Below are 20491 nucleotides of genomic sequence, written 5' to 3' on the forward strand. Positions count from 1 at the left end.
AGCTGTCGATGCAGGGCATGAGCGAGCGCCAGTACGCCGCGCATGTCGGGCTGTCGCGGGGCGCGATCCAGAAGGCGAAGGCGGCCGAGCGGCTGGTCCTCTATCCTGACGGCAGCATCAACGCGGCCGCCAGCGACGCCAGGCGTGCCGAGACGACGGACCCGTCGAAGACCCGCAAGCCGCCCGCGCCGAAGCTGAAGCCGGTCCCCGAGGCTGCCGTGGCCGCGGTCGGCGACACGCTCCGAGAACAGGGGCTGGCGGTTCCGGCGGTCGGCGGCGGCACGACCTTCCTGCAGGCGAAGACCGCGAACGAGGTGCTGAAGGCGCAGGAGCGGCGCATCCGGCTCCAGAAGCTGAAGGGGGAGTTGATCGAGCGGGCCCGCGCGCTGGCGCTGGTGTTCCGGCTGGCGCGGGAGGAACGGGACGCGTGGGTGAACTGGCCCGCGCGTGCGGCGGCGCTGATGGCGGCGGAACTGGGCGTGGAGCCGGCCGCGATGCAGAAGGTGCTGGAGAGACATGTACGCGCCCACCTCGACGAACTCGCCGAGGTCCGGCCCGACTTCCGGTGAGAGCGGCGATGGCCTGACGGACTTCGACGGCGCGGGCGAGATCCTGCGCGCCTGGGGCAACGGGCTGCGGCCCGACCCGGACCTGACCGTTTCGGAATGGGCGGACCGGCACCGGATGCTCTCGGGCCGCGCCTCGGCCGAGCCAGGGCGATATCGCACGGTGCGCACGCCCTACATGCGCGAGATCATGGACCGGCTGTCGCCCGGCGATCCCACGCAGCGGATCGTGTTCATGAAAGCGGCACAGGTCGGCGCGACCGAGGCCGGCAACAACTGGATCGGCTTCGTCATCCACCAGGCGCCGGGGCCGATGCTGGCGGTCCAGCCCACCGTGGAACTGGCCAAGCGCAACTCGCGCCAGCGGATCGACCCGCTGATCGACGAAAGCCCCGAGCTGCGGGAGCGGGTGAAGCCCGCGCGATCCCGCGACGCGGGCAACACCATGCTGTCGAAGGAGTTCGCGGGCGGCATCCTGATCATGACGGGGGCGAACTCGGCAGTCGGGCTGCGCTCCACCCCGGCGCGGTACATCTTCCTCGACGAGGTCGACGCCTATCCGGCGTCCGCCGACGAGGAAGGCGATCCGGTGACACTGGCGGAAGCCCGGTCGCTGACCTTCGCCCACCGGCGCAAGGTATTCCTGGTCTCGACCCCAACTATCCGGGGGCTGAGCCGGATCGAGCGCGAGTACGAGGCCAGCGACCAGCGGCGGTACTTCGTGCCGTGCCCGCATTGCGGTGCGATGCAGTGGCTGAAGTTCGACCGGCTGCGCTGGCAGAAGGGGCGGCCGGAGACGGCGGAATATCACTGCGAGGGCTGCGAGAGGCCCATCGCGGAACACCACAAGACGGCGATGCTGGAGGGTGGCGAATGGCGGGCGACCGCCACGGCCGCCGATCCGACCACGGTCGGGTACCATCTCTCGGCGCTCTACTCGCCGATCGGCTGGCTGAGCTGGGAGCGGATCGTGCGAGCATGGGACGCAGCGCAGGGGTCGGACGAGGCGATCAAGGCGTTCCGCAACACGATCCTCGGAGAGACATGGGTCGAGACCGGTGAGGCGCCCGACTGGCAGCGGCTCTACGACCGTCGCGAGCGCTGGACCTCCGGCACCGTGCCTGCGGGCGGGCTGTTCCTGACCGCCGGGGCCGACGTCCAGAAGGATCGGATCGAGGTCGATGTCTGGGCCTGGGGTCGTGGGCTGGAAAGCTGGCTCGTCGACCACGTCGTCATCGAGGGCGGGCCGGATCGGCATGACGCTTGGTCGGAGCTGACCGCGCTGCTTGACCGAAGTTGGCAGCACGAACGCGGCGCGCATCTGCGCATCGCGCGGCTCGCCATCGACACCGGCTATAAGGCTCCGGCCGTCTATTCCTGGTCGCGGGCGCAAGGCTTCGCGCAGGTGTCGCCGGTGAAGGGTGTCGAGGGGTTCAACCGCTCGAGCCCGGTGTCCGGCCCGACCTTCGTCGACGCGACCGAGGGCGGGAAACGTCTGCGGCGCGGGGCGCGGCTCTGGACCGTGGCGGTCTCGACCTTCAAGGCCGAGACCTACCGCTTCCTGCGGCTGGCGCGGCCGACCGAGGAGGACATGGCCGACGGGGCGGCGTTCCCGCCCGGCTCGGTGCACTTGCCGCATTGGGTCGAGAACGAATGGCTGAAGCAGTTCGTGGCCGAGCAGCTGGTGACGGTGCGCACGAAGCGCGGCTTCGCCCGGCTGGAATGGCAGAAGCTGCGCGAGCGGAACGAGGCGCTGGACTGCCGGGTCTATGCCCGCGCCGCCGCCTGGATCGCGGGCGCGGACCGCTGGCCCGACGAGAAATGGCGCGACCTCGAGGATCAGCTTGGGGCCGCCCCCACCGACACCGATCCCGCCGGGCAGATCAACCGGCCGGGACAGGCCCCGCAGGGCAAGCGCCGCTCCGACTGGCTCGGACGGCGCGGAGGATGGTTCTGACATGACCGACTGGACGGAAACCGAGCTCTCGGCGCTGCGCCGGGCCTATGCCAGCGGCACGACCCGGGTCAGCTATGACGGCAAGTCGGTCGACTATGGCTCGGCCGAAGATCTGCTCGCTCGCATCCGGACTATCGAGCGCGCCATCGCCGGGATCACGCGTCCGCTGCCGGTGGCGGGGCTCGCGGGCTTCAGCCGCGGGGATCGCTGATGTCGGCGACCTGGTTCGATCACGCCATCGCCACGGTGGCCCCGCGCATGGCGGCCCGCCGCGTGATGGCGCGGCAGGCCTTCGATACCCTGACGCGGGGCTATGACGGTGCCGCGCGCGGGCGGCGAACCGAGGGTTGGCGCGCGCCGGGATCCTCCGCCGACACCGAGATCGGCGTGGCCGGGGCGCTGTTGCGTGACCGGATGCGCGATCTGGTGCGCAACAACCCGCATGCGGCCAAGGCCGTGGCGGTGCTGGTCAACAACATCATCGGCGCGGGCATCATGCCCCGCGCCGCCAGTGGGGACGACACGCTGGACCGGAAGGTCGACGCACTCTTCGAACGCTGGACGGCGGAGTGCGACGCCGATGGCCAGCTCGACTTCTACGGGCTGCAGACGCTGATCTGCCGCGAGATGGTCGAGGCGGGTGAGGTGCTGGTGCGCCGCCGTATGCGGCGTGCGAGCGACGGCCTTCCGGTGCCGCTGCAGTTGCAGGTGTTGGAGGCCGACTTTCTCGACGCCACGAAGTCCGGCGCCATCGGCGCAGGACGCCTTGTGCAGGGGATCGAGTTCGACCCGGTCGGCAAGCGCCGGGCGTACTGGCTGCATGCCGAACATCCTGGCGATGCCTATGGCGCCTTGCAGAACGGGTTGCAGAGTCGCCCGGTCCCGGCGAGCGAGATCGCCCATGTCTACGAGAAGCAGCGCACGCAGGCGCGCGGCGTTCCCTGGGGCGCGCCGGTGATCCGGTCCTTGCGCGATCTCGACGACTACGAGGTGGCCGAACTGGTCCGCAAGAAGACCGAGGCCTGCGTCACCGCCATCGTCTTCGGCGACGACGAGGCGCAGCAGGGCATCGCGCCCTCCGTGGTCGACGCCGACGGCAACCGGGTCGAGCAGTTCGAACCGGGGCTGATCGCCTATGCCGTCGCACCAAAGGTGCGCCATCGTCCTTGGCCCGCCTTCGGCGGGACGCGGCAAGGACATCCGGTTCAACCAGCCCTCCGCCACCGGGGGCTATGGAGAATACAAGCGGGCCAGCCTGCACACGATCTCGGCCGGGTTCCGGGTGCCCTACGAGTTGCTGACCGGGGATCTGTCCCAGGTGAACTATTCCTCGATCCGGGCGGGTCTCGTCGAGTTCCGCCGCCAGATCGACGCGGTGCAATGGCAGCTCTTCATCCCGATGTTCTGCGCCCCGGTCTGGCGCTGGTTCACCGAAGCGGCGTGGGCGGCGGGTCAGATCCCGTCGCCCATCGTACCGGTCGAATGGTCGCCGCCGAAGTTCGAGGCGGTCGATCCGCAGAAGGACGCGATGGCGAACCTGCTGTCGATCCGCTCGGGCACCATGACGTTGGCCGAGGTGATCGCGCGGCAGGGCCGCAATCCCGACGCGGTGCTCGCCGAGATCGCCGCGACCAACGCCAAGCTCGGCGCGCTGGGGCTGGTGCTCGACAGCGATCCGCGCCGTGTCACGAAAACCGGCAGTGCGCAGACCGGCGATCCGGCGACCGATCCTGCCGCCAACGAACCAGACACCGACGACCCGGGCGCCGACGCGGACAATGACCCGGCTCAGGCCGACCAACAGGACTGACCCCATGGACACGATGATCGAACTGCCGGCCATGCGCCGGTCGGCGGAGCTTGCGCCGAACACGGCCGATGCCGACAGCCGCACCGTCGAGGTAATCTGGTCGGCCGGGGCCCGCGTCCGGCGCGCGACCTTCTTCGGCGAGGCCTATGACGAGGAGCTGAGCCTCGACCCGGCCCATGTCCGGCTGGACCGGCTGAACGCAGGCGCGCCGTTCCTGAAGGTGCACGAGCTCGATACGCTCGACGCGGTGATCGGCTCGGTCGTGCCGGGTTCGGCGCGGATCGAGAATGGGCGCGGCATCGCCCTGGTGCGGATCAGCGAGCGTGCCGATGTCGAACCGATCTGGCGCGATATCCAGGCCGGGCACATCCGCGCGGTCTCCATCGGCTACCAGGTCCACCGCTTCGAGGTCTCGAAGCCCGAGGCCGCGCGCGAACTCTGGCGGGCGGTGGACTGGACGCCGTTCGAGGTCTCCGCCGTCGCGGTCGGCGCCGACCCCGCCGCCGGTTTCCGCGCCCAGCATCCCCTTCACGACTGCGTCCTTCACCGCCGGGACGCCCCCAAACCGCAAGGAGCATCCCCGATGACCCACCACACCGAGACCCCGGCGAGCGACGCCGCAACCCCCGCCACCACCCAGCCGACCGCGCCGGTCGAAACCGAGGATACCACCGTGACCGAGCCGAAAGCGGCTGCGCCCGACCCGAAGGTCGCCGCAGTGGAAACCCGGACGCAGCCGAAGCTTCCGAAAACTGATGCCCCTGCGGCACCCGACACAGAGACGGTCGCCACCCGCGCCCGCGAGGCGGAGCGCGATCGCGTCTCCACCATCTACGATCTGGCCGGGCGGCTGAACCTCGAGCGCGGTTTCGCCGAGGATCTGGTCAAGCGCGGCGTCAGCGTGGACGAGGCCCGCCGCCTGATCCTCGACCAGGTCGCGGCCAAGTCGGACGAGACCCGGACCTTCCCGCATGTCTCCGTGCCCCTCGGCGGCCGGGACGAGCGCATCACCCGCCGCGACGCGGTGGCGAACGCGCTGCTGCACCGCTACAGCCCGACATTGTTCCAGCTGGAGGACGCCGCCCGCCAGTACCGCGGCATGACGCTGCTGGAACTGGCCCGCGAAAGCCTCGGCAATGCGGGCGTGAACACGCGGGGCCTGTCGCGCGACGAGGTGGCGACCCGCGCCCTGCACTCGACCTCGGACTTCCCCGAGATCCTGTCCGCCGTCACCAACAAGACCCTTCGGCAGGCTTACGAGGCCTATCCCCGCACCTTCATGCTGTTCTGCCGCCAGGTGCTCGCCACCGACTTCAAGGCCATGCACCGGGTCCAACTGGGAGAGGCCCCGCAGCTGCTGGAGGTCGGCGAGAGCGGGGAGTTCAAGCGCGGTACGCTGGGCGAGAGCAAGGAGAGCTACAAGGTCAAGACCTATGGCCGGGTGGTCGCGATCACCCGCCAGACCCTGATCAACGACGATCTCGACGCCTTCACCCGGATCCCGGCCATGTACGGCAACTCCATCGCCCAGCTGGAGTCGGACGTGGTCTGGGGCATCATCACCGCCAACCCGGCGATGGCCGACGGCAACGCGCTGTTCCACACCACCCACAAGAACCTCGCGGGCACCGGCACGGCGCTGGCGGTCGATGCGGTGGGGGCGGCCCGCGCCGCGATGGCCAAGCAGACGGGTCTCGACAAGAAGACAGTGCTGAACGTCCGCCCCGCCTTCCTGATCGTTCCCGCCTCGCTGGAACTGAAGGCCGAGCAGCTGGTCGCCCAGAACCTCGTGCCCGCCGCGACGTCCAGCGTGGTGCCGCAGTCGATCCGGACGCTGGCGCCGATCAGCGAGCCCCGGCTCGATGCGGCCAGCGAGACTGCCTGGTATCTGGCCGCCAGCCCGAACCAGATCGACACCATCGAGTATGCCTATCTCGAGGGCCAGCAGGGCGCATACATCGAGACGCGCAACGCGCTTCGACGTCGACGGCGTCGAGATCAAGTGCCGCCTCGACTTCGGCGCCAAGGCCATCGACTGGCGCGGCCTCTACAAGAACCCGGGCGCGTAAGGCGCGCTTCCTGAACCCCGACACGCGGGCGGTTCTGACGGGCCGCCCTTCGACTTACCACGAGGATCACATCCATGAAAAACTACGTCCAGCTCGGCAATACCATCACCCTGACCGCGCCCTATGCCGTCGCCTCCGGCGATGGCCTGCTCGTCGGCTCCATCTTCGGCATCGCCGCGGGAGCGGCCGCTCTCGGCGAGCCGGTCGAGACCGCGCTCGTCGGTGTCTTCGACATCACCAAGGTCGGCTCGCAGGCGTGGACCGTCGGCGCCAAGGTCTATTGGGACGACACCAACAAGCGCTGCACGACCGTGGCAACTGACAACACTCTCATCGGCGTGGCCGTCGAGGCGGTGGCCAGCGGCGCGGGCGACACCATCGGCCGGGTGCGGCTGAACGCGACGTTCTGATGAGCGCCTTCGCCGCCGCCGTCGGCGCGCTCTTCGCCGATCCCAACATCGGCCGGGACGCGGTCTACATCGCCGACGGCGGCGCGCCCGTGCTGGTGCGCGTCGTCGCCCGACGCGCGGATGCCATATCGGACTTCGGCGATGCGCGGCTCTGGTCGGAAACCACCCGGATCGACCTACGTGTCGCCGAGGTTCCAGCCCCGCGCCCCGGCGACCGCATCGAAATCGACGGCGACGCCTTCCTCATCCAGGGCGAGCCCGTCCGCGACCGCGAGCGGCTGGTCTGGACCGTGGATCTGAGGCCCGCGTGAAACTGAAGCTCGACATCGATCCCGACATCGTCGCGATGATGGCGGCGGAGGTGGCAGCGGGCGAACGCGCAGTCACCGTCGCCATGCGCGAGGCCGGGACCGGTCTGAAGTCGGCCTGGCGGTTGCAGATCACTGGCGCGGGGCTCGGCACACGGCTCGCCAATTCGATCCGCAGCCAGAACTTCCCGAGGTCGGGCGAGAGCCTGGACGCCGCGGCGCTGGCCTGGTCGAAGGCGCCGGTCATCGTCGGCGCGCATGACACCGGGCCGCTGATCCGCTCCAAGGACGGGTTCTGGCTGGCGATCCCGCTCCCCGCCGCAGGCAAGTCGCTGCGCGGCGGCCGGACCACGCCCGACGAATGGGAGCGCCGCCGTGGCCTCCGCCTGCGGTTCGTCTATCGACGCACTGGTCCCAGCCTGCTGGTGGCCGAGGGACGGCTGAACACCAAAGGACAGGCGGTCGAGTCGCGCTCGAAGACCGGGCGCGGCAAGGTCACCGCACCGATCTTCCTGCTGGTACCGCAGGTGAAGCTGCCGAAGCGGCTGGACCTGGGACGGGATGCCGACCGGGCGTTGGACAGCGTGCCGGGGCTGATCGTGGCGAATTGGGTGGACGGAAGGACTAGCTGACCATCGCAGTTCGGCGCTCTCTGGAGTAGCTTGCGAACCAGCGGTTGATTAAGCTGCATCTGGAGAATCTTAGTTGTACCGGCGCAGGTTAAAATTCTGGAGGTAGCATTGGGAAAAAAAGAAGCGAACACGCGGACCGAAGTCACTGTATGGATTCCTGAAGAAGTGCGAAACGAGCGCGATGGCTTGCCCAGCTTTCGGGCAGGCCGCGAACAGGTTTTGAAACCCGTAAAGGTGGACCCGAACACAGTTGCCGAAAGCCTGCAAGGCATCTTGGGTGCACTTACTCCTGTAATCGAGGCGGAGCCGACGAGAAAAGGGTTGGTTATCGATGAGCTAGAACTTGGCTTGACGATTTCAGCAGACGGTGAAGTTGGGTTTATTGCCAGTGTTTCAGCGGGTATCGAGGCAAGTATAAAGCTAAAACTAAAGCGAGTGGTCGACTGAAAATGAGGGCGGGAGATATAATTTCCGAGCTCGTGAACACTTACCCTCCCTCAGAAAATTACGCGCAACTCGGAAACCATCTTGTCGAGCGGTTGCGAAACCGTCTGCCGGAATATGTCAGGTATTTGTTAGATTCAAACCGGATCGAGTTTGGGGTGGTATCGGCTCCGGAGCCGAGGATCTACGTCGAGGACTGCGAAGATAGAACATGGGCTATAGTTCTTCACGAAGATCTTCCAGCCCTTCTTTACCGAATTACGCGGTCGGCACTCAGCACCTTTGGGTTTCGCCTCGGAGAGGAGGTCAGCGAAAGTGGAGTGGATGAAGAAGAACTTGTCCAAATACTTGCAAATATAATTTGGTGGTACCGCGAGACTGGCCTTGTATTTGGCCCACAGTACACTATTGGGCCACAACAAATACAGATCGCAAACGCGATCTGCGTCGAAGCGGAGACATTTCTACTTGCCCATGAAATTGCACACATAATCCTCTACCCAGCGCGCGGCGAGGTATTGCCAGAAGAACTAATTGATCGGATGATACTTGGCTTACTCACGCTTGGCCCAGAAGGTGTCGATGACTGGGATGAGGAACTCCTCGCAGATGCATATGCGGTCGAGCTTGTGATGGGTCTCGCGGTGAATCAGGTTGAGGACGTAGGCGCGGTGAACCAACTTCGTTACGCTGGTGTTGAGTGGATGCTGATTGTCACCAAAGCTCTTGAAGCATTGGGCTTCCCCGTGTCGACAAGCCATCCGTCAGCGTCCGAGAGGCTGCAAAGCGTTAGGAGCCATCTCAAAGGTTTCGTCGAAGATGTAGAAATTTTCGAGGCAATTCGCCTCTTCCCTACTCGGTTCGAAGGGATCCTTGATCGAACAGTCTCCGTGCTTCTTGGTGAAACTGCCGCGGCGCGCTCGTATGAGGTCAAGGCTCAAAGTCTTCTAGATCAGATGCAGCGCTCGCTAGAGATGTCGGCCCGATCAACACCCCCAAATTACATGCAGTTCTATGATTCTATAAATACGGTCTTGGGGGAGGGTTACCACCATCTTTTGATTCCGAAACTACAGGAATTCATTGATGATCTTCGGCCGCCCGACCCTGAATACTGTATGCATCTGGAATTCCGCGAAAGTATCGGTCATGATCTAAGTGATGATGAGAAAAACTGCGCAGAGGCGTTTCGACAATTCAAGCTAATCATTGGATACTTTGTGCGACAGAATAATCCAATGGGCGCCTATATGCGATCATATATTGAGATTTCTGGGCAGCATCGGAACTAGGTTCCAGACTCATTGATCGTCAAAGCCAGAACATGACGGTTGCGGCGAGGGCGATGGCGGACAGGAAGACTTTGGGGCACCTGTCGTAGCGGGTGGCGATGCGGCGCCAGTCCTTCAGCCTGCCGAACATGATCTCGATCCGGTTGCGCCTTTTGTAACGGCGCTTGTCGTAGCGGATGGCCTTGCCACGCGACTTCCGGCCCGGGATGCACGGACGTATTCCCTTGTCTTTCAACGCATCCCTGAACCAGTCGGCGTCGTAGCCCCGATCGGCGATCAGCCAATCGGCGGCGGGCAGGCTGCCCAAGAGCGCCGCCGCGCCGGTATAGTCGCTGACCTGGCCCGCGGTCATGAAGAACCTCAAGGGGCGGCCCTTGGCGTCCGTGACAGCGTGCAGCTTCGTGTTCAGACCGCCCTTCGTTCGCCCGATCAAGCGCCCGCGCTTGTCGTCGGACCCCCCTTTTTTGCCCGCAGGCTGGAGGCCGTGCGGTGCGCCTTGAGATACGTCGCGTCGATCATGACCGTCTTTTCTTCGGTGCCTTCGGACGCCAGCCCCATCATGATCCGGGCGAAAACTCCCATGTCGCCCCACCGCTTCCATCGTTTGTAAAGGGTCTTGGGCGGGCCATACTCCCGGGGAGCATCACACCACCGCAATCCATTGCGATTGATGAATATTATTCCACTCAGCACACGCCGGTCATCGACCCGAGGCTTCCCGTGGCTCCTCGGAAAGAACGGCTTCAGCCGCTCCATATGCGCATCGGTCAGCCAGAAAAGGTTGCTCATCATCACCCCCGTCAGTCCGGGAGCTTGAATCACGCAGGCCGGGCGGCCTCAAGCAGATCAATGGGTCCTGACCCTAAAAGCAGGTCGTCAAGCTTGGGGAGAACTTGTAGCTCCTGGTAGGCCCGCTTGCTGGACGGCTGCAGGATACCCATAAGTCGATTTATCAGCGCTTGGTCGATCTTGGGCTGCGGTATTTCCTTTGCGGTACGCTCAATCTGTCGCGAGAGATTCTCTGTCTCTTTCACGAAGAAGCGCTGTTCCTCTCGATGTAGGTACCAAGCCTGCTCGCGGAGGCGTTCGAGTGCCGACAAGAACTCATCCGGCTTGCGATTAGGCGCGGCAAGAAACTCGATGATCTCGCTGTCTGACAGGCCAATTCGGCCACCCACGGCCCGCGAGAGGGACGATGCAAGCAAAAGGGTCATCACCTGCTGGGCGGCGTCTACTCCCATCTCGTCATCAATCGTTTCGGAGATAGAGTTGCCGGAATCGGAAATGTCTCGGGTAACAGCAGGGAGCAGCTTGGGTGCGATGCGTTCAATTTCGTCGCGGACCTGGTCGTCGTTCAGGTCCAGATGCTGAGTTCCAATGAGGAACACATCATCTGAATGCCGCTGCTCGACGCTCTTTAGAAGTCGTGCAGTGAATTGCATCAAGCCGCGAGTCTGTCGGAAGCCTTCATTCTCTTTGAATAACGCAACAAAATGCTTGAACGATGGATGGAATGGATACGTCTCATGCACTTGCTCAGCAATCTGCTCGATGCTTGACGCAACGATGTATCCACCGTCTTCCGTATTTTTTACCTGCTGCGCATATTCTTCAGCGATATCGGCGATTGTTCTTTCATCCGGTAGCTGATCGATTAGGCGCTTTTTCAGGATCTCGTATATCTCGTTCCCCGCCAGCTGGACCGGGGTGATCGTCATTGCCTGGCGTCTCGCCTCCTGCTGCAGATTCCCAACGGCTTCAGCGAGTGCCTTTGTTTGAGACTTGTAGCTGCCTGAAAGGTTGGCGATCACGATGGCGCAGTTTGGAAGTTCCAGAGCTGCGCTCATCAAGGAGCTCAGAGAGTAGACGACCATATCCGCAAGTGTGCCAGCGCCCACAGATTGAGTGGCGGCGTTTTGAAGGTAGGGTGGGAGCTCGTCCAGTAGTATTAGCGTTGGCTTGTCGCCAATGATCTCTTTCCATTTTCTTTGGTCGACTGCCCTAGGCCCGTTCGCCCAATGCGGCCGTATGGCTTCATCGGCACCAAGTTGGGAAGCTATCTCACCCCAGATGTAGTTGTCGGGGCTGTTGCGACCATTGAAAGCTGCAATCCTTGCCTCTGCAAAGTCAACTCGCTTATTCAGCTCCTCCGGGAGGACTTCTGTCCGTAAATGCGGATGGCGTGCCAGCAACCCAAGGGCAACCATCATGTGCGTCTTACCACCACCCATGGCTTGGGTTAGCTCGAAAACCGCCTGGTCAGATTTCCCGGAGAGACGCAGCATGCCCTCCTTGAAGAGCTGCTCCATTCCGTGCGTTACAAAATTACGGGCAAAAAAGTCGTGCCCATCACCATTGTCAGCGATCAAGTCGGCGAGGTTTTCGATTCCCTCGGCCATCCGATAATCCTTGATCACCGGATTGAACGTACAAGCTTGCTTGATTGTCTTGATCACTTGGACTGCTCCCCACGCTTCGTCTCTTCCGCAGCGTTTGGAACCGCATGGCCGTGGCGACCGCAATAGTCCAAGATCATGACTTCGACCATGTTGGCCAGCGACCGATGCTCTTGTTCGGCCGCGTTTCGCAATGCGTCCTTGAGGGTTGGATCGAGCCTCAAAGTGAGCGTTGCCGTTTTGTTGCTGGCCATCATGTGGATCCGCATGTGCTGCAAAAGTAATGCAGAGTGCAGCATCGCACTTTAATGCATCATGGGAAAGCCCTGAAACCTGTACGGATCGATCGCTTCCGCTCATCCCGCAAGCGCATCCTTGAGGGACGCAGCCACCGCGTCCGCTGCCGTCCGCACCGGCTCGGCGGCGAGATGGGCGTATCTCGCCGTCGTCTGGACCTGCGTGTGGCCGAGCAGCTTGCCGATCATCGGCAGGCCCTGACCCGAGGCGACGGCCGTGGACGCGAAGGTGTGGCGCAGGTCGTGGATGCGGACGTCCTTCACCCCGGCGCGGGCGCGAACGCGCTGCCAGAAGGGCTGGAGATCGCTCAGGCGCTTGCTTGGACGGGTGCCGGTGATGACCCACGGGTTGCCGTCGATGCGCTGGGCGTCGCGGAGCAGGTCGACAGCAGGCTGGCCGAGATGGACGACTTTGGCGCCGGACTTGGAATCCGGCAGGCGCAAGACGCGCTCGGCCAGATCGACGCATGTCCACTTCAACGTCATGATCTCGTTCAGCCGGCAGCCGGTCAGGATCAGCAGGCGGGCGGCGAGGATGGCCGATGGCAGTTCGATCCCCTCCGACTCCATCTCGCGCAGCACCTGGCCGATCCGGCGCAGTTCGGCCGCGCTGAGAAAGCGCTCGCGCTTCGCCTCGGGGTATTTCCGGATGTGCTTTCGCGGGTTGGTGCCGTCCGGACGCAGACCCCACATCTCGGCGAGGCTGAACATCTTCGAGACTACTTCGAGGCAGCGGTTCGCCTGATAGGGGATGTGGCGGAGGTCGTGGTGGAACTTCGCCACGTCCGCCCGGGTGATGCCCGTGACCGTCAGCTGCCCGAGCGCGGGAAGGATGAAGCGATCGAGGTTCCGGCGATACTCCTTGGCCGTGCTCGCCTTCACGCGGATCGCGATGTGCTCCTTGTCGAACCGCTCCGCCAGCTCCTTCACCGTGATCGCCCTGCGCCCCGCGTCCCGCTCGGCGGCGGGGTCCGCACCATTGCGCGCGGCGGCGGCAATGGAGATGGCGCGGTTGCGGGCCTGCTCGCAGGTCAGGACCGTGCTGGGCCCGAGGCTGATCCGCCGCGACCGGCGTCCGGCGCGATACTGGACCACGTAGCCCTTGCGCCCGCTCGGCAGCACGCGCAGCCCGAAGCCGGGGATCTCGCGGTCCCAGACGAAGTATTCGGCGGAGCGGGCTTCTGCGGCGTCGACGGAGCGTTTGGTGATCTTGGGCATGGAGCTCTTCGGTGGTTCTATCGAAGTTCCACAGTGCTGAAGTGTGGGCGACAGTCAACGAACACATTGAAATCGCGAAGAAAAATGACGTGCTCGCATTTCCGCGCAGGGCATCTCGGCGCACTGACGCGGGAAATCGACGAGCCGCGCGAATCAGAACGCAGGTTTCGGACCCGGTGGACCGCTGATAGGCTCGAGCAAAAGAAACTGGCGATCCAATGGCTTCGAAGACCACCCTCAGTGCGAAGAACCTCGAAGCGCTGGGCGCCGAGCACTTGGCGCGATTGCTGATCGAGGTCAGCACCGGGAACGCGGCGGCCAAGCGCAAGCTGCGGCTAGCGTTGGCGGGCGCCCAGAGCCCGAGGGAGGCCGCGCGGGAGATAACCAAGCGGCTAACCAGCATCGCCCGCGCCCGCAGTTTCATCACTTGGAAGAACCGCAAGGCGCTGGTTACGGATCTTGAAACCCAGAGGCGTGCCATCGTCGAGCAGATCGCGCACGCCGATTCGGATGAGGCGCTGGTGCTGATGTGGCGGTTCATGGCGCTGGCCACGCCGGTGTTCGAGCGCTGCGACGACTCCAGCGGCACCGTCATCGGCATCTTCCACCAGGCCTGTATCGATCTTGGTCAGCTCGCTGCGAAGGTCCGGCCTGAACCGCAGGCGCTCGCCGGCACGGTCCTCGATGCCTTGCAGGATAACGGTTATTGCCAGTATGATGGCCTGATCGGCATCATGGCTCCGGCGCTTGGCGACGAAGGATTGGCGACTCTGAAATCGATGGCCGAGGATCTCGGTCGTTCGCCCGTGCCGGTGCCGCCGAAGGATCAATGGAAGGCGGTGGGCTGGGGCCCGGGCGGCACCACCTACGAGCACGAGATGCGGGCGCGCGAGCGCGCGAGCACTGTCGCCATGGCGCTCAAGGACATCGCGGACGCGCAGGGCGACGTCGACGGCTTCATCGGCCAGTACGATCCCAAGACCCGCAAGGTGCCGCAGATCGCGGCGGAGATCGCGCAGCGTCTGCTCGCGGCCGGCAGGGCAGGCGAGGCGCTGGGGTTCCTCGAGCGCGCGGAGCTCGGCGACGGGCTGCGGGTGCCACTGGCTTGGCAGGACATCCGCCTGCAGACGCTGGAGGCGCTGGGGCGCGGCGAGGAAGCGCAGGCGTTCCGGTGGGACTGCTTCGAGCGCACGCTCTCCGACAGCTACCTGCGGGCCTATCTCAAGCGGCTTCCCGACTTCGACGACATCGAGGCCGAGGAGCGGGCGATGGCGCACGCCATGGCTTATCCAAGCCTTCTCCACGCTCTGCAGTTCTTCCTCGACTGGCCGGCTCTGGATCGCGCCGCAGACCTCCTGGTGGCCCGGCACGACGAGATGGACGGGGATCACTACGAGTATCTCGCCCCCGCGGCGGAGGCCCTGTCAGAACGTCATCCGCTTGCTGCGACGCTGGTGCTCCGCGCGATGATCGACTTCACGCTCACCAAGTCGCGGGCGAAGCGGTATCGCTATGCCGCCGAGCACCTAGTCTCCTGCGCCCGGCTCGCGCGGGACATCCCGGACTTCGGGACGTTCGAGACGCACGATACCTACGTCGCCCGTCTGAAGAAGGAGCACGGCAGGAAGTTCGGCTTCTGGTCGCTTAGCGACAAAGGATGACGCCGCGATGATGCAGGGCAAGGATCGTGTCGAGGAGGTACTCGGTGCTAAGGCTGCGCTGTGATGTGGGAAGCGGGCAAAGAAGTCACGTTTACTGCACCGACTGCGACCGACTGCAGTGCAGACAAAGCGGGGCTCTAAATGACAGCCGACTCCCGATAGACTACGACAACGGAGCAAAGTAGGCTTACAAACGACACATGCGGGTTACGCTACCCGGCTAGAATGGTGCGAGAAGGGGGTCGCAATGGACGCTAAAGCTCTTGAGCAAGCAGAGGAGCTTGCTGAGCTCACTGAACAACAAATCTATGATCGCGCATATCGAGAACTTACCAAGTCCGCATTCGATTTAGGGGATGAGGAATCTCGCCGTCGTAGAGTCGAACGTTGGATCGGTGAGAACAAGAAAGAACTGCAGTCTAGAATCTGTGGCCCGATGCGGAAATTCATAGAAGGTGAAGACGGCACAAGGCGCGAGAAAGTTTTGTTGATAGCTGCAATCGCAGATGTCTTGGCGGGAGCCTCAATCGGAATCGCACCACTTACTGCTGCGGCTCTTCTGCTCACATATGGCATCAAGCGCTTGTGTGACACCGCCCCTGCCGTCTCGCGGGCCGAGTAGGGAGTGTTTCGGCTATTTAGGGCCGAGGTCGAACGGGTCCGAGGATACCACACCGGCGAACGACTTGTGCTGGATGCTTCGTACGCTTCAGCCCCAGGAACGTATCTTCACGAACGCATGCATGGAAGAATATTTCGTGAAACCGCCGACGGGAGGCTTCACCTCCTCACACTGCTGGCCCTTGGCGATGCCGAATACAGCGCAGAGCATGCTCGGCTGGAGCGCTTGAACGAATTCTTGATCGACGATACCCGATTAGGGCATGAACGTGCGGCAACTTTTCTGGGTATTATTTCTTTACCAAATAAAGAAGAGGCGGAGAGGGAAAAATCTCAGCTCCCAGAAGCTTACCGATCATACTATGAATTCTTTTCCGAAGTACTTTCAGATCTGGGCTCAACCTACCTTAAGTTTTGCGGGGCATATGCCGTAACCAGATTTGCCTTCAATTCACGCCGGCTTTTGGCATTCGGCGATCTCGGCTTGGACGGCATTTCGGAGATGAGGCATATTCCTGGCCCGTCTGCGCGAATGGAGGTTGCAGTCGCGAAGCTGTTTCGCCGACAACGCTTCTTGAACAAGCGATCATCGGTTCTCTTCAATGTCATCGAAGCTACCCAACGAAGCTATTCGGGAACACTTATCCAGGGTCTCGACATTTATGACGATGCAGTTTGGGAGGCCCATCAGGACAAGCTTATTGATTTCGAGGTCTCACTACAAAATGCGATATTCAAAAAACTGTGTGAGATAGCTGATGAGCAAGACTTCTCGCACAGATTCGAGACCATGCCGACTTTTTTCCAGGGCGCGATTGATCGTCTCCACTTAGTAGATTTTCCGGAAACTTCGGGCATTTATGCGCGAAGCTCTCTTCTGGAAACTCATGGATTTAGCGCCCTGCTGAGCGCAGCATATGAAGCTGATGAAGTTGTAATAAATCGATCAAGACCAAAGCATGTCTATGCCGACGTTGGGGGTTTGCTAACTCTGGTCAAAAATAATTCAGGAAACCATTTGGTACTTGTTCTTGTCCGTAAGCAGGAAAGTGAGACCGAGTTTACGCTCAACCTTTCGTTTTCGAAGAATCCAGCGCGGCCCCGCCATCGCGACGCGAGCCGGCCAGTGTTAATTTCGAGTGATACCGCGAATGCACTTATCTGGGTGATTAATGAGGAACTGCGCGAAGAGGGGCAATGTCCAAACGCACCCATTATATTGGTTGTAGACTTCATGAGCGACCGGAGCACCCAGATTAATCGGGGTAGACCCATTGATGAGCTGAGAAAACCTGAAGACATCTCCTCAACCCCGATAAAAAATGCTCTAAGCGTGGAGCACGCAAGCTATTTGCAAGTTGGTGCAATATATTATGCTAGAAGGTTTTGGACTGATGTCATCTCTAGTGTTCGAGGCCTCTACAGTGGATCGAATAGAACGGTCTATGACGTAGAGCACAAGAAAGAGGCTCGCATTTCAGTACATATGCTTGAAGCTATTGAAAATGATGTGTCCTTTCTGGCATTTATGCCCAATTATATCGATGAGAATTATCTGCACTTGGCGAACGCGTTGGTGTCCAGAGGTGATCTTATCGCACACAACAATCTCGAGGTCTCCGTTACTGGAATACATCTCATAAATGCCATCTGGAATTCATACGAGGAGATTTGACTGAAGCGTGCCTGCGACCAATGAAACAGTCGCCGATGCAGAGGTTGTTGCGCTGCTGGTGCAACAACTCACTAAGGCGTGCGCAACTGCTTTCCTTGCTATCCCGTGAGCGAGATCGTGTCGTGTTCAATCGAAGCCCTCAAGAGAGCTCGAATCTGTCAATCGCGGCAGAATGCCCCGTCCAGACCGGTCGCGAGCATCTGCGCTGATTTATTGTGTGCTACCGGAAAATCCGGTCTCGGCCCGTTGGAAGCATTGTGGAAGCACGAGGCCGAAAACCGCTGCGCAATCCTGACAGATCGTGCGAAGCGGAGCATCGGCTCCGGGATCGGCAAGTGTCGGAAACTGCGCAAGAACTCGCGGTTCCGAGTGATTGTTCATGGTTCGTTCGGCACGACTCATAACCTGAAGGTCGTAGGTTCAAATCCTACCCCCGCAACCAAAAATCAAAGACAATGTCAAAGACTTGAAGTCGGCTTCGGCCGATCAAGTTTTTGATGGCGCGTTTTACTTCAACGCCACATCAACGTTTGACGAGTCCTCCAGCCAACCCGCTGGTCGGCTGAAAGCCGAGCGTCCAATGCGTCCAATCTCACAAACCGTCGAGGCCCCCAGCGCAACGCGCTTCGTTACCACCGACAGCATTCCGCATGAGACCAACGCTATCGGTTTCGGCAGCATGATTGGCCAGGCCGCCCGTGGCCTCGAAGAAAGTCTTGACCTTCCCACCGGTGGAAGGCCGTAGCCTGAGCAATATGCGAACAAACTGGACGGGAAAATGAACGCTTCATCTGCCTCCCATTCGAGCCATTCTGCCTCAGTAACCATCTACACCTGCCCGATGCACCCGGAGGTCCGGCAGGACGGTCCGGGTAAGTGCCCGAAATGTGGGATGCACTTGGTTCCGGAGAGCGAGGCCGAAAAACACGCCGGTCACGATCATCACGCCCATACGCACCAGGGACATTCCGCTCAAGCCGACGATGACTACGACACGGTTCCCGACGGGTATCACGGGCCGGTCTATACCTGCCCGATGCACCCCGAAGTGCGCCAGACCCATTCCGGTTCCTGCCCGATCTGCGGGATGGGGCTCGAACTGGAGTCCTCGGCGATGCTGGACGAGGGGCCGAATCCCGAGCTTGTCGATTTCACCCGGCGGTTCTGGGTCGGCACGGCTCTGACGATCCCGCTCCTTATCCTCACGATGGGTCCATATCTGGGTTTCCCCGGGGTTCGGGATGTCTTTGGCGAACGGGGCACGCTCTGGCTCGAACTGGCGCTCGGCACGCCCGTCGTCCTCTGGTGCGGCTGGCCATTCCTCGTGCGGGGCTGGATCTCGTTCCGGACGATGAAGCTCAACATGTTCTCGCTGATCGCCATGGGCGTGTCGGCCGCCTGGCTCTTCAGCGTCGTGGCGGTGCTCGCGCCGGGCATCTTCCCCGATGGGTTCCGCAGCGCGGAGGGCCATGTCGGCGTCTATTTCGAGGCGGCGGCGGTGATCGTGACGCTGGTGCTCCTCGGTCAGGTGATGGAACTCCGGGCGCGCGAGGGCACCGGCAAGGCGATCCGTGCGCTGCTCGATCTTGCGGCCAAAACGGCGCGGATCCTCCGGGAGGACGGGAGCGAGGAGGAAATCCCGCTCGAGCTCGTCAGGGTCGGCGATCGGCTTCGGGTGCGCCCCGGAGACAAGGTGCCGGTCGACGGCATCGTGCTCGACGGCCGGTCCTCGGTCGACGAGAGCATGATCACCGGCGAGCCGGTTCCGGTGGAAAAGGTGGCGGGCGAGCCGGTCACCGGCGCGACGATCAACGGCACCGGCTCGTTGGTGATCGAGGCGCAGCGGGTGGGCGCGGACACGACGCTCAGCCAGATCGTCGAGATGGTGTCGAACGCCCAGCGCTCGCGCGCGCCGATCCAGAAATACGCCGACAAGGTCGCGGGCTATTTCGTTCCCGCCGTCATCGCCATAGCGGTGCTCGCCTTCATCGGCTGGGCCGCCTGGGGACCGTCGCCCGCGCTGTCCTACGCGCTCATCTCTGCGGTTGCGGTGTTGATCATCGCCTGTCCCTGTGCGCTTGGCCTGGCCACGCCGATGTCGATCATGACTGCGACGGGCCGCGGCGCGCAGGCCGGCGTGCTGATCAGGAACGCCGAGGCGCTCGAACGGTTCGAGAAGGTGGACACGCTGATCGTCGACAAGACCGGAACCCTGACCGAAGGCAAGCCGCGGCTCGTTGGCGTCTTCCCGCAACCGGGCCACGACGAGGCGGAGGTGCTGCGCCTCGCGGCAACGCTCGAGAAGGGGTCGGAACACCCGCTAGCCGAAGCCATCGTGGCGGGTGCGCAGGACCGGGACGTGAAGCTGGGCGAGGCGGGCGATTTCGAGGCCGTCACCGGCAAGGGCGTCAAGGGCACGGTGGATGGCAGAGCCGTCGCGCTTGGCAACCTCAGGTTGGTACAGGACCTCGGGCTCGAAGCCGCCGATCTGACCGAAACGGCGAACGCCCGCCGGGACGATGGTGAAACGGTCATGTTCGTGGTGGTCGATGGCGAGATCGCGGGCCTCGTCAGCGTCGCCGATCCAGTGAAGGATACGACACCGAAGGCGCTCAGGGCGCTGCACGAGCTCGGCTTCCGCATCATTATGGCTACCGGCGACAACGAACGGACGGCGCGGGCCGTCGCCGCGCGGCTCGGTATCGACGAAATCCGGGCGGACGTGCTGCCAGCCGACAAGGCGTCGATAATCCGCGAACTCCAGGCGGGCGGGGCGAAGGTCGCCATGGCCGGGGACGGCGTGAACGACGCGCCCGCCCTCGCGCAGGCCGACGTCGGCATCGCGATGGGCACGGGCGCCGACGTGGCGATCGAGAGCGCAGGGTTCACCCTGGTGAAGGGCAATCTCGATGGCATCGTCCGCGCGCGCCGTCTGGCGCAGGCCACGATGCGCAACATCCGCCAGAACCTGTTCTTCGCTCTGATCTACAACGCCGTCGGGGTGCCGATCGCGGCGGGCGTGCTGTTCCCGTTTCTCGGCATTCTGATCAGCCCGATGTTCGCCGCCTTCGCGATGAGCGCCTCGTCGATCTCGGTGGTGCTGAACGCACTCCGGCTCAGGCGAGCCGAGATCTGA

The 20491-nt window shown here is 62.9% G+C and carries 17 protein-coding genes and 2 pseudogenes; 15 read left to right on the forward strand and 4 right to left on the reverse strand.

Annotated elements, in window-relative coordinates:
- The first annotated feature begins 8 nt into the window (after positions 1-8).
- The 11 genes and pseudogenes from DQG17_RS18690 (at position 9) to DQG17_RS21790 (ending at position 9488) form a co-directional block, all read left to right on the forward strand.
- Complete coding sequence (locus DQG17_RS18690) at positions 9-569, forward strand: hypothetical protein (protein WP_116134387.1); 561 nt, start codon at positions 9-11, stop codon at positions 567-569.
- Positions 517-2523: a phage terminase large subunit family protein gene (locus DQG17_RS18695; protein ID WP_198666195.1), complete on the forward strand. Its 2007-nt coding sequence runs from the start codon at positions 517-519 to the stop codon at positions 2521-2523. The genes DQG17_RS18690 and DQG17_RS18695 overlap by 53 nt, the downstream gene beginning before the upstream one ends.
- Before the next feature lies 1 nt (position 2524).
- The gene (locus DQG17_RS18700) at positions 2525-2734 is read left to right on the forward strand and encodes a phage head-tail joining protein (RefSeq protein ID WP_116134388.1); all 210 of its coding nucleotides are present in this window, start codon (positions 2525-2527) and stop codon (positions 2732-2734) included.
- Positions 2735-2799: 65 nt separating this feature from the next.
- Positions 2800-3600 (forward strand): annotated as a pseudogene (locus DQG17_RS22090) (phage portal protein); the annotation flags it as partial.
- Between the two features lie 58 nt (positions 3601-3658).
- On the forward strand, positions 3659-4333 hold the full coding sequence (locus DQG17_RS22095) for a phage portal protein (RefSeq protein ID WP_255415674.1): 675 nt from the start codon (positions 3659-3661) through the stop codon (positions 4331-4333).
- 4 nt (positions 4334-4337) lie between these two features.
- Positions 4338-6416, forward strand: coding sequence for a prohead protease/major capsid protein fusion protein (locus tag DQG17_RS18710; RefSeq protein ID WP_232829503.1), 2079 nt, complete (start codon positions 4338-4340; stop codon positions 6414-6416).
- 60 nt (positions 6417-6476) lie between these two features.
- Positions 6477-6812 carry a DUF2190 family protein gene (locus DQG17_RS18715; protein WP_116134389.1) on the forward strand — a complete coding sequence of 112 codons (336 nt, stop codon included), beginning with the start codon at positions 6477-6479 and terminating at the stop codon, positions 6810-6812.
- A complete protein-coding gene (locus DQG17_RS18720) occupies positions 6812-7123 on the forward strand; it encodes a hypothetical protein (protein WP_116134390.1) in 312 nt (103 codons plus the stop codon). The genes DQG17_RS18715 and DQG17_RS18720 overlap by 1 nt, the downstream gene beginning before the upstream one ends.
- Positions 7120-7752 carry a DUF6441 family protein gene (locus DQG17_RS18725; protein ID WP_116134391.1) on the forward strand — a complete coding sequence of 211 codons (633 nt, stop codon included), beginning with the start codon at positions 7120-7122 and terminating at the stop codon, positions 7750-7752. The genes DQG17_RS18720 and DQG17_RS18725 overlap by 4 nt, the downstream gene beginning before the upstream one ends.
- A gap of 108 nt (positions 7753-7860) precedes the next feature.
- On the forward strand, positions 7861-8199 hold the full coding sequence (locus tag DQG17_RS21785) for a hypothetical protein (RefSeq protein WP_157973679.1): 339 nt from the start codon (positions 7861-7863) through the stop codon (positions 8197-8199).
- Positions 8200-8201: 2 nt separating this feature from the next.
- The gene (locus DQG17_RS21790; RefSeq protein WP_157973680.1) at positions 8202-9488 is read left to right on the forward strand and encodes a hypothetical protein; all 1287 of its coding nucleotides are present in this window, start codon (positions 8202-8204) and stop codon (positions 9486-9488) included.
- Between the two features lie 19 nt (positions 9489-9507).
- Here DQG17_RS21790 and DQG17_RS18735 read toward each other — a convergent pair.
- The 4 genes and pseudogenes from DQG17_RS18735 to DQG17_RS18750 form a co-directional block, all read right to left on the reverse strand.
- Positions 9508-10277, reverse strand: a pseudogene (locus DQG17_RS18735) (IS5 family transposase).
- 29 nt (positions 10278-10306) lie between these two features.
- Positions 10307-11944, reverse strand: a complete 1638-nt coding sequence (locus tag DQG17_RS18740) for a DUF499 domain-containing protein (protein WP_198666196.1) — start codon at positions 11942-11944, stop codon at positions 10307-10309.
- The gene (locus tag DQG17_RS18745) at positions 11941-12138 is read right to left on the reverse strand and encodes a hypothetical protein (RefSeq protein WP_036718061.1); all 198 of its coding nucleotides are present in this window, start codon (positions 12136-12138) and stop codon (positions 11941-11943) included. Before DQG17_RS18745 ends, DQG17_RS18740 begins: the two co-directional genes overlap by 4 nt.
- A 102-nt stretch (positions 12139-12240) precedes the next feature.
- Positions 12241-13398 carry a site-specific integrase gene (locus tag DQG17_RS18750; RefSeq protein ID WP_116134393.1) on the reverse strand — a complete coding sequence of 386 codons (1158 nt, stop codon included), beginning with the start codon at positions 13396-13398 and terminating at the stop codon, positions 12241-12243.
- A gap of 218 nt (positions 13399-13616) precedes the next feature.
- Between DQG17_RS18750 and DQG17_RS18755 the strand changes: the two genes are divergently transcribed.
- The 4 genes from DQG17_RS18755 to DQG17_RS18765 all read left to right on the forward strand — a co-directional run bounded on the left by DQG17_RS18755 (position 13617) and on the right by DQG17_RS18765 (position 20491).
- The gene (locus DQG17_RS18755; protein WP_116134394.1) at positions 13617-15059 is read left to right on the forward strand and encodes a DUF6880 family protein; all 1443 of its coding nucleotides are present in this window, start codon (positions 13617-13619) and stop codon (positions 15057-15059) included.
- Between the two features lie 247 nt (positions 15060-15306).
- A complete protein-coding gene (locus tag DQG17_RS21795; RefSeq protein WP_157973681.1) occupies positions 15307-15681 on the forward strand; it encodes a hypothetical protein in 375 nt (124 codons plus the stop codon).
- 66 nt (positions 15682-15747) lie between these two features.
- Positions 15748-17355 (forward strand): hypothetical protein, encoded by a 1608-nt coding sequence (locus DQG17_RS21800; protein ID WP_157973682.1) that lies wholly within the window; start codon positions 15748-15750, stop codon positions 17353-17355.
- A gap of 841 nt (positions 17356-18196) precedes the next feature.
- Positions 18197-20491: a copper-translocating P-type ATPase gene (locus DQG17_RS18765; RefSeq protein WP_232829505.1), complete on the forward strand. Its 2295-nt coding sequence runs from the start codon at positions 18197-18199 to the stop codon at positions 20489-20491.

The organism is Tropicimonas sp. IMCC34043 (genome assembly GCF_003390845.1).
In the GTDB taxonomy this organism is placed as follows: Bacteria; Pseudomonadota; Alphaproteobacteria; order Rhodobacterales; family Rhodobacteraceae; genus Tropicimonas.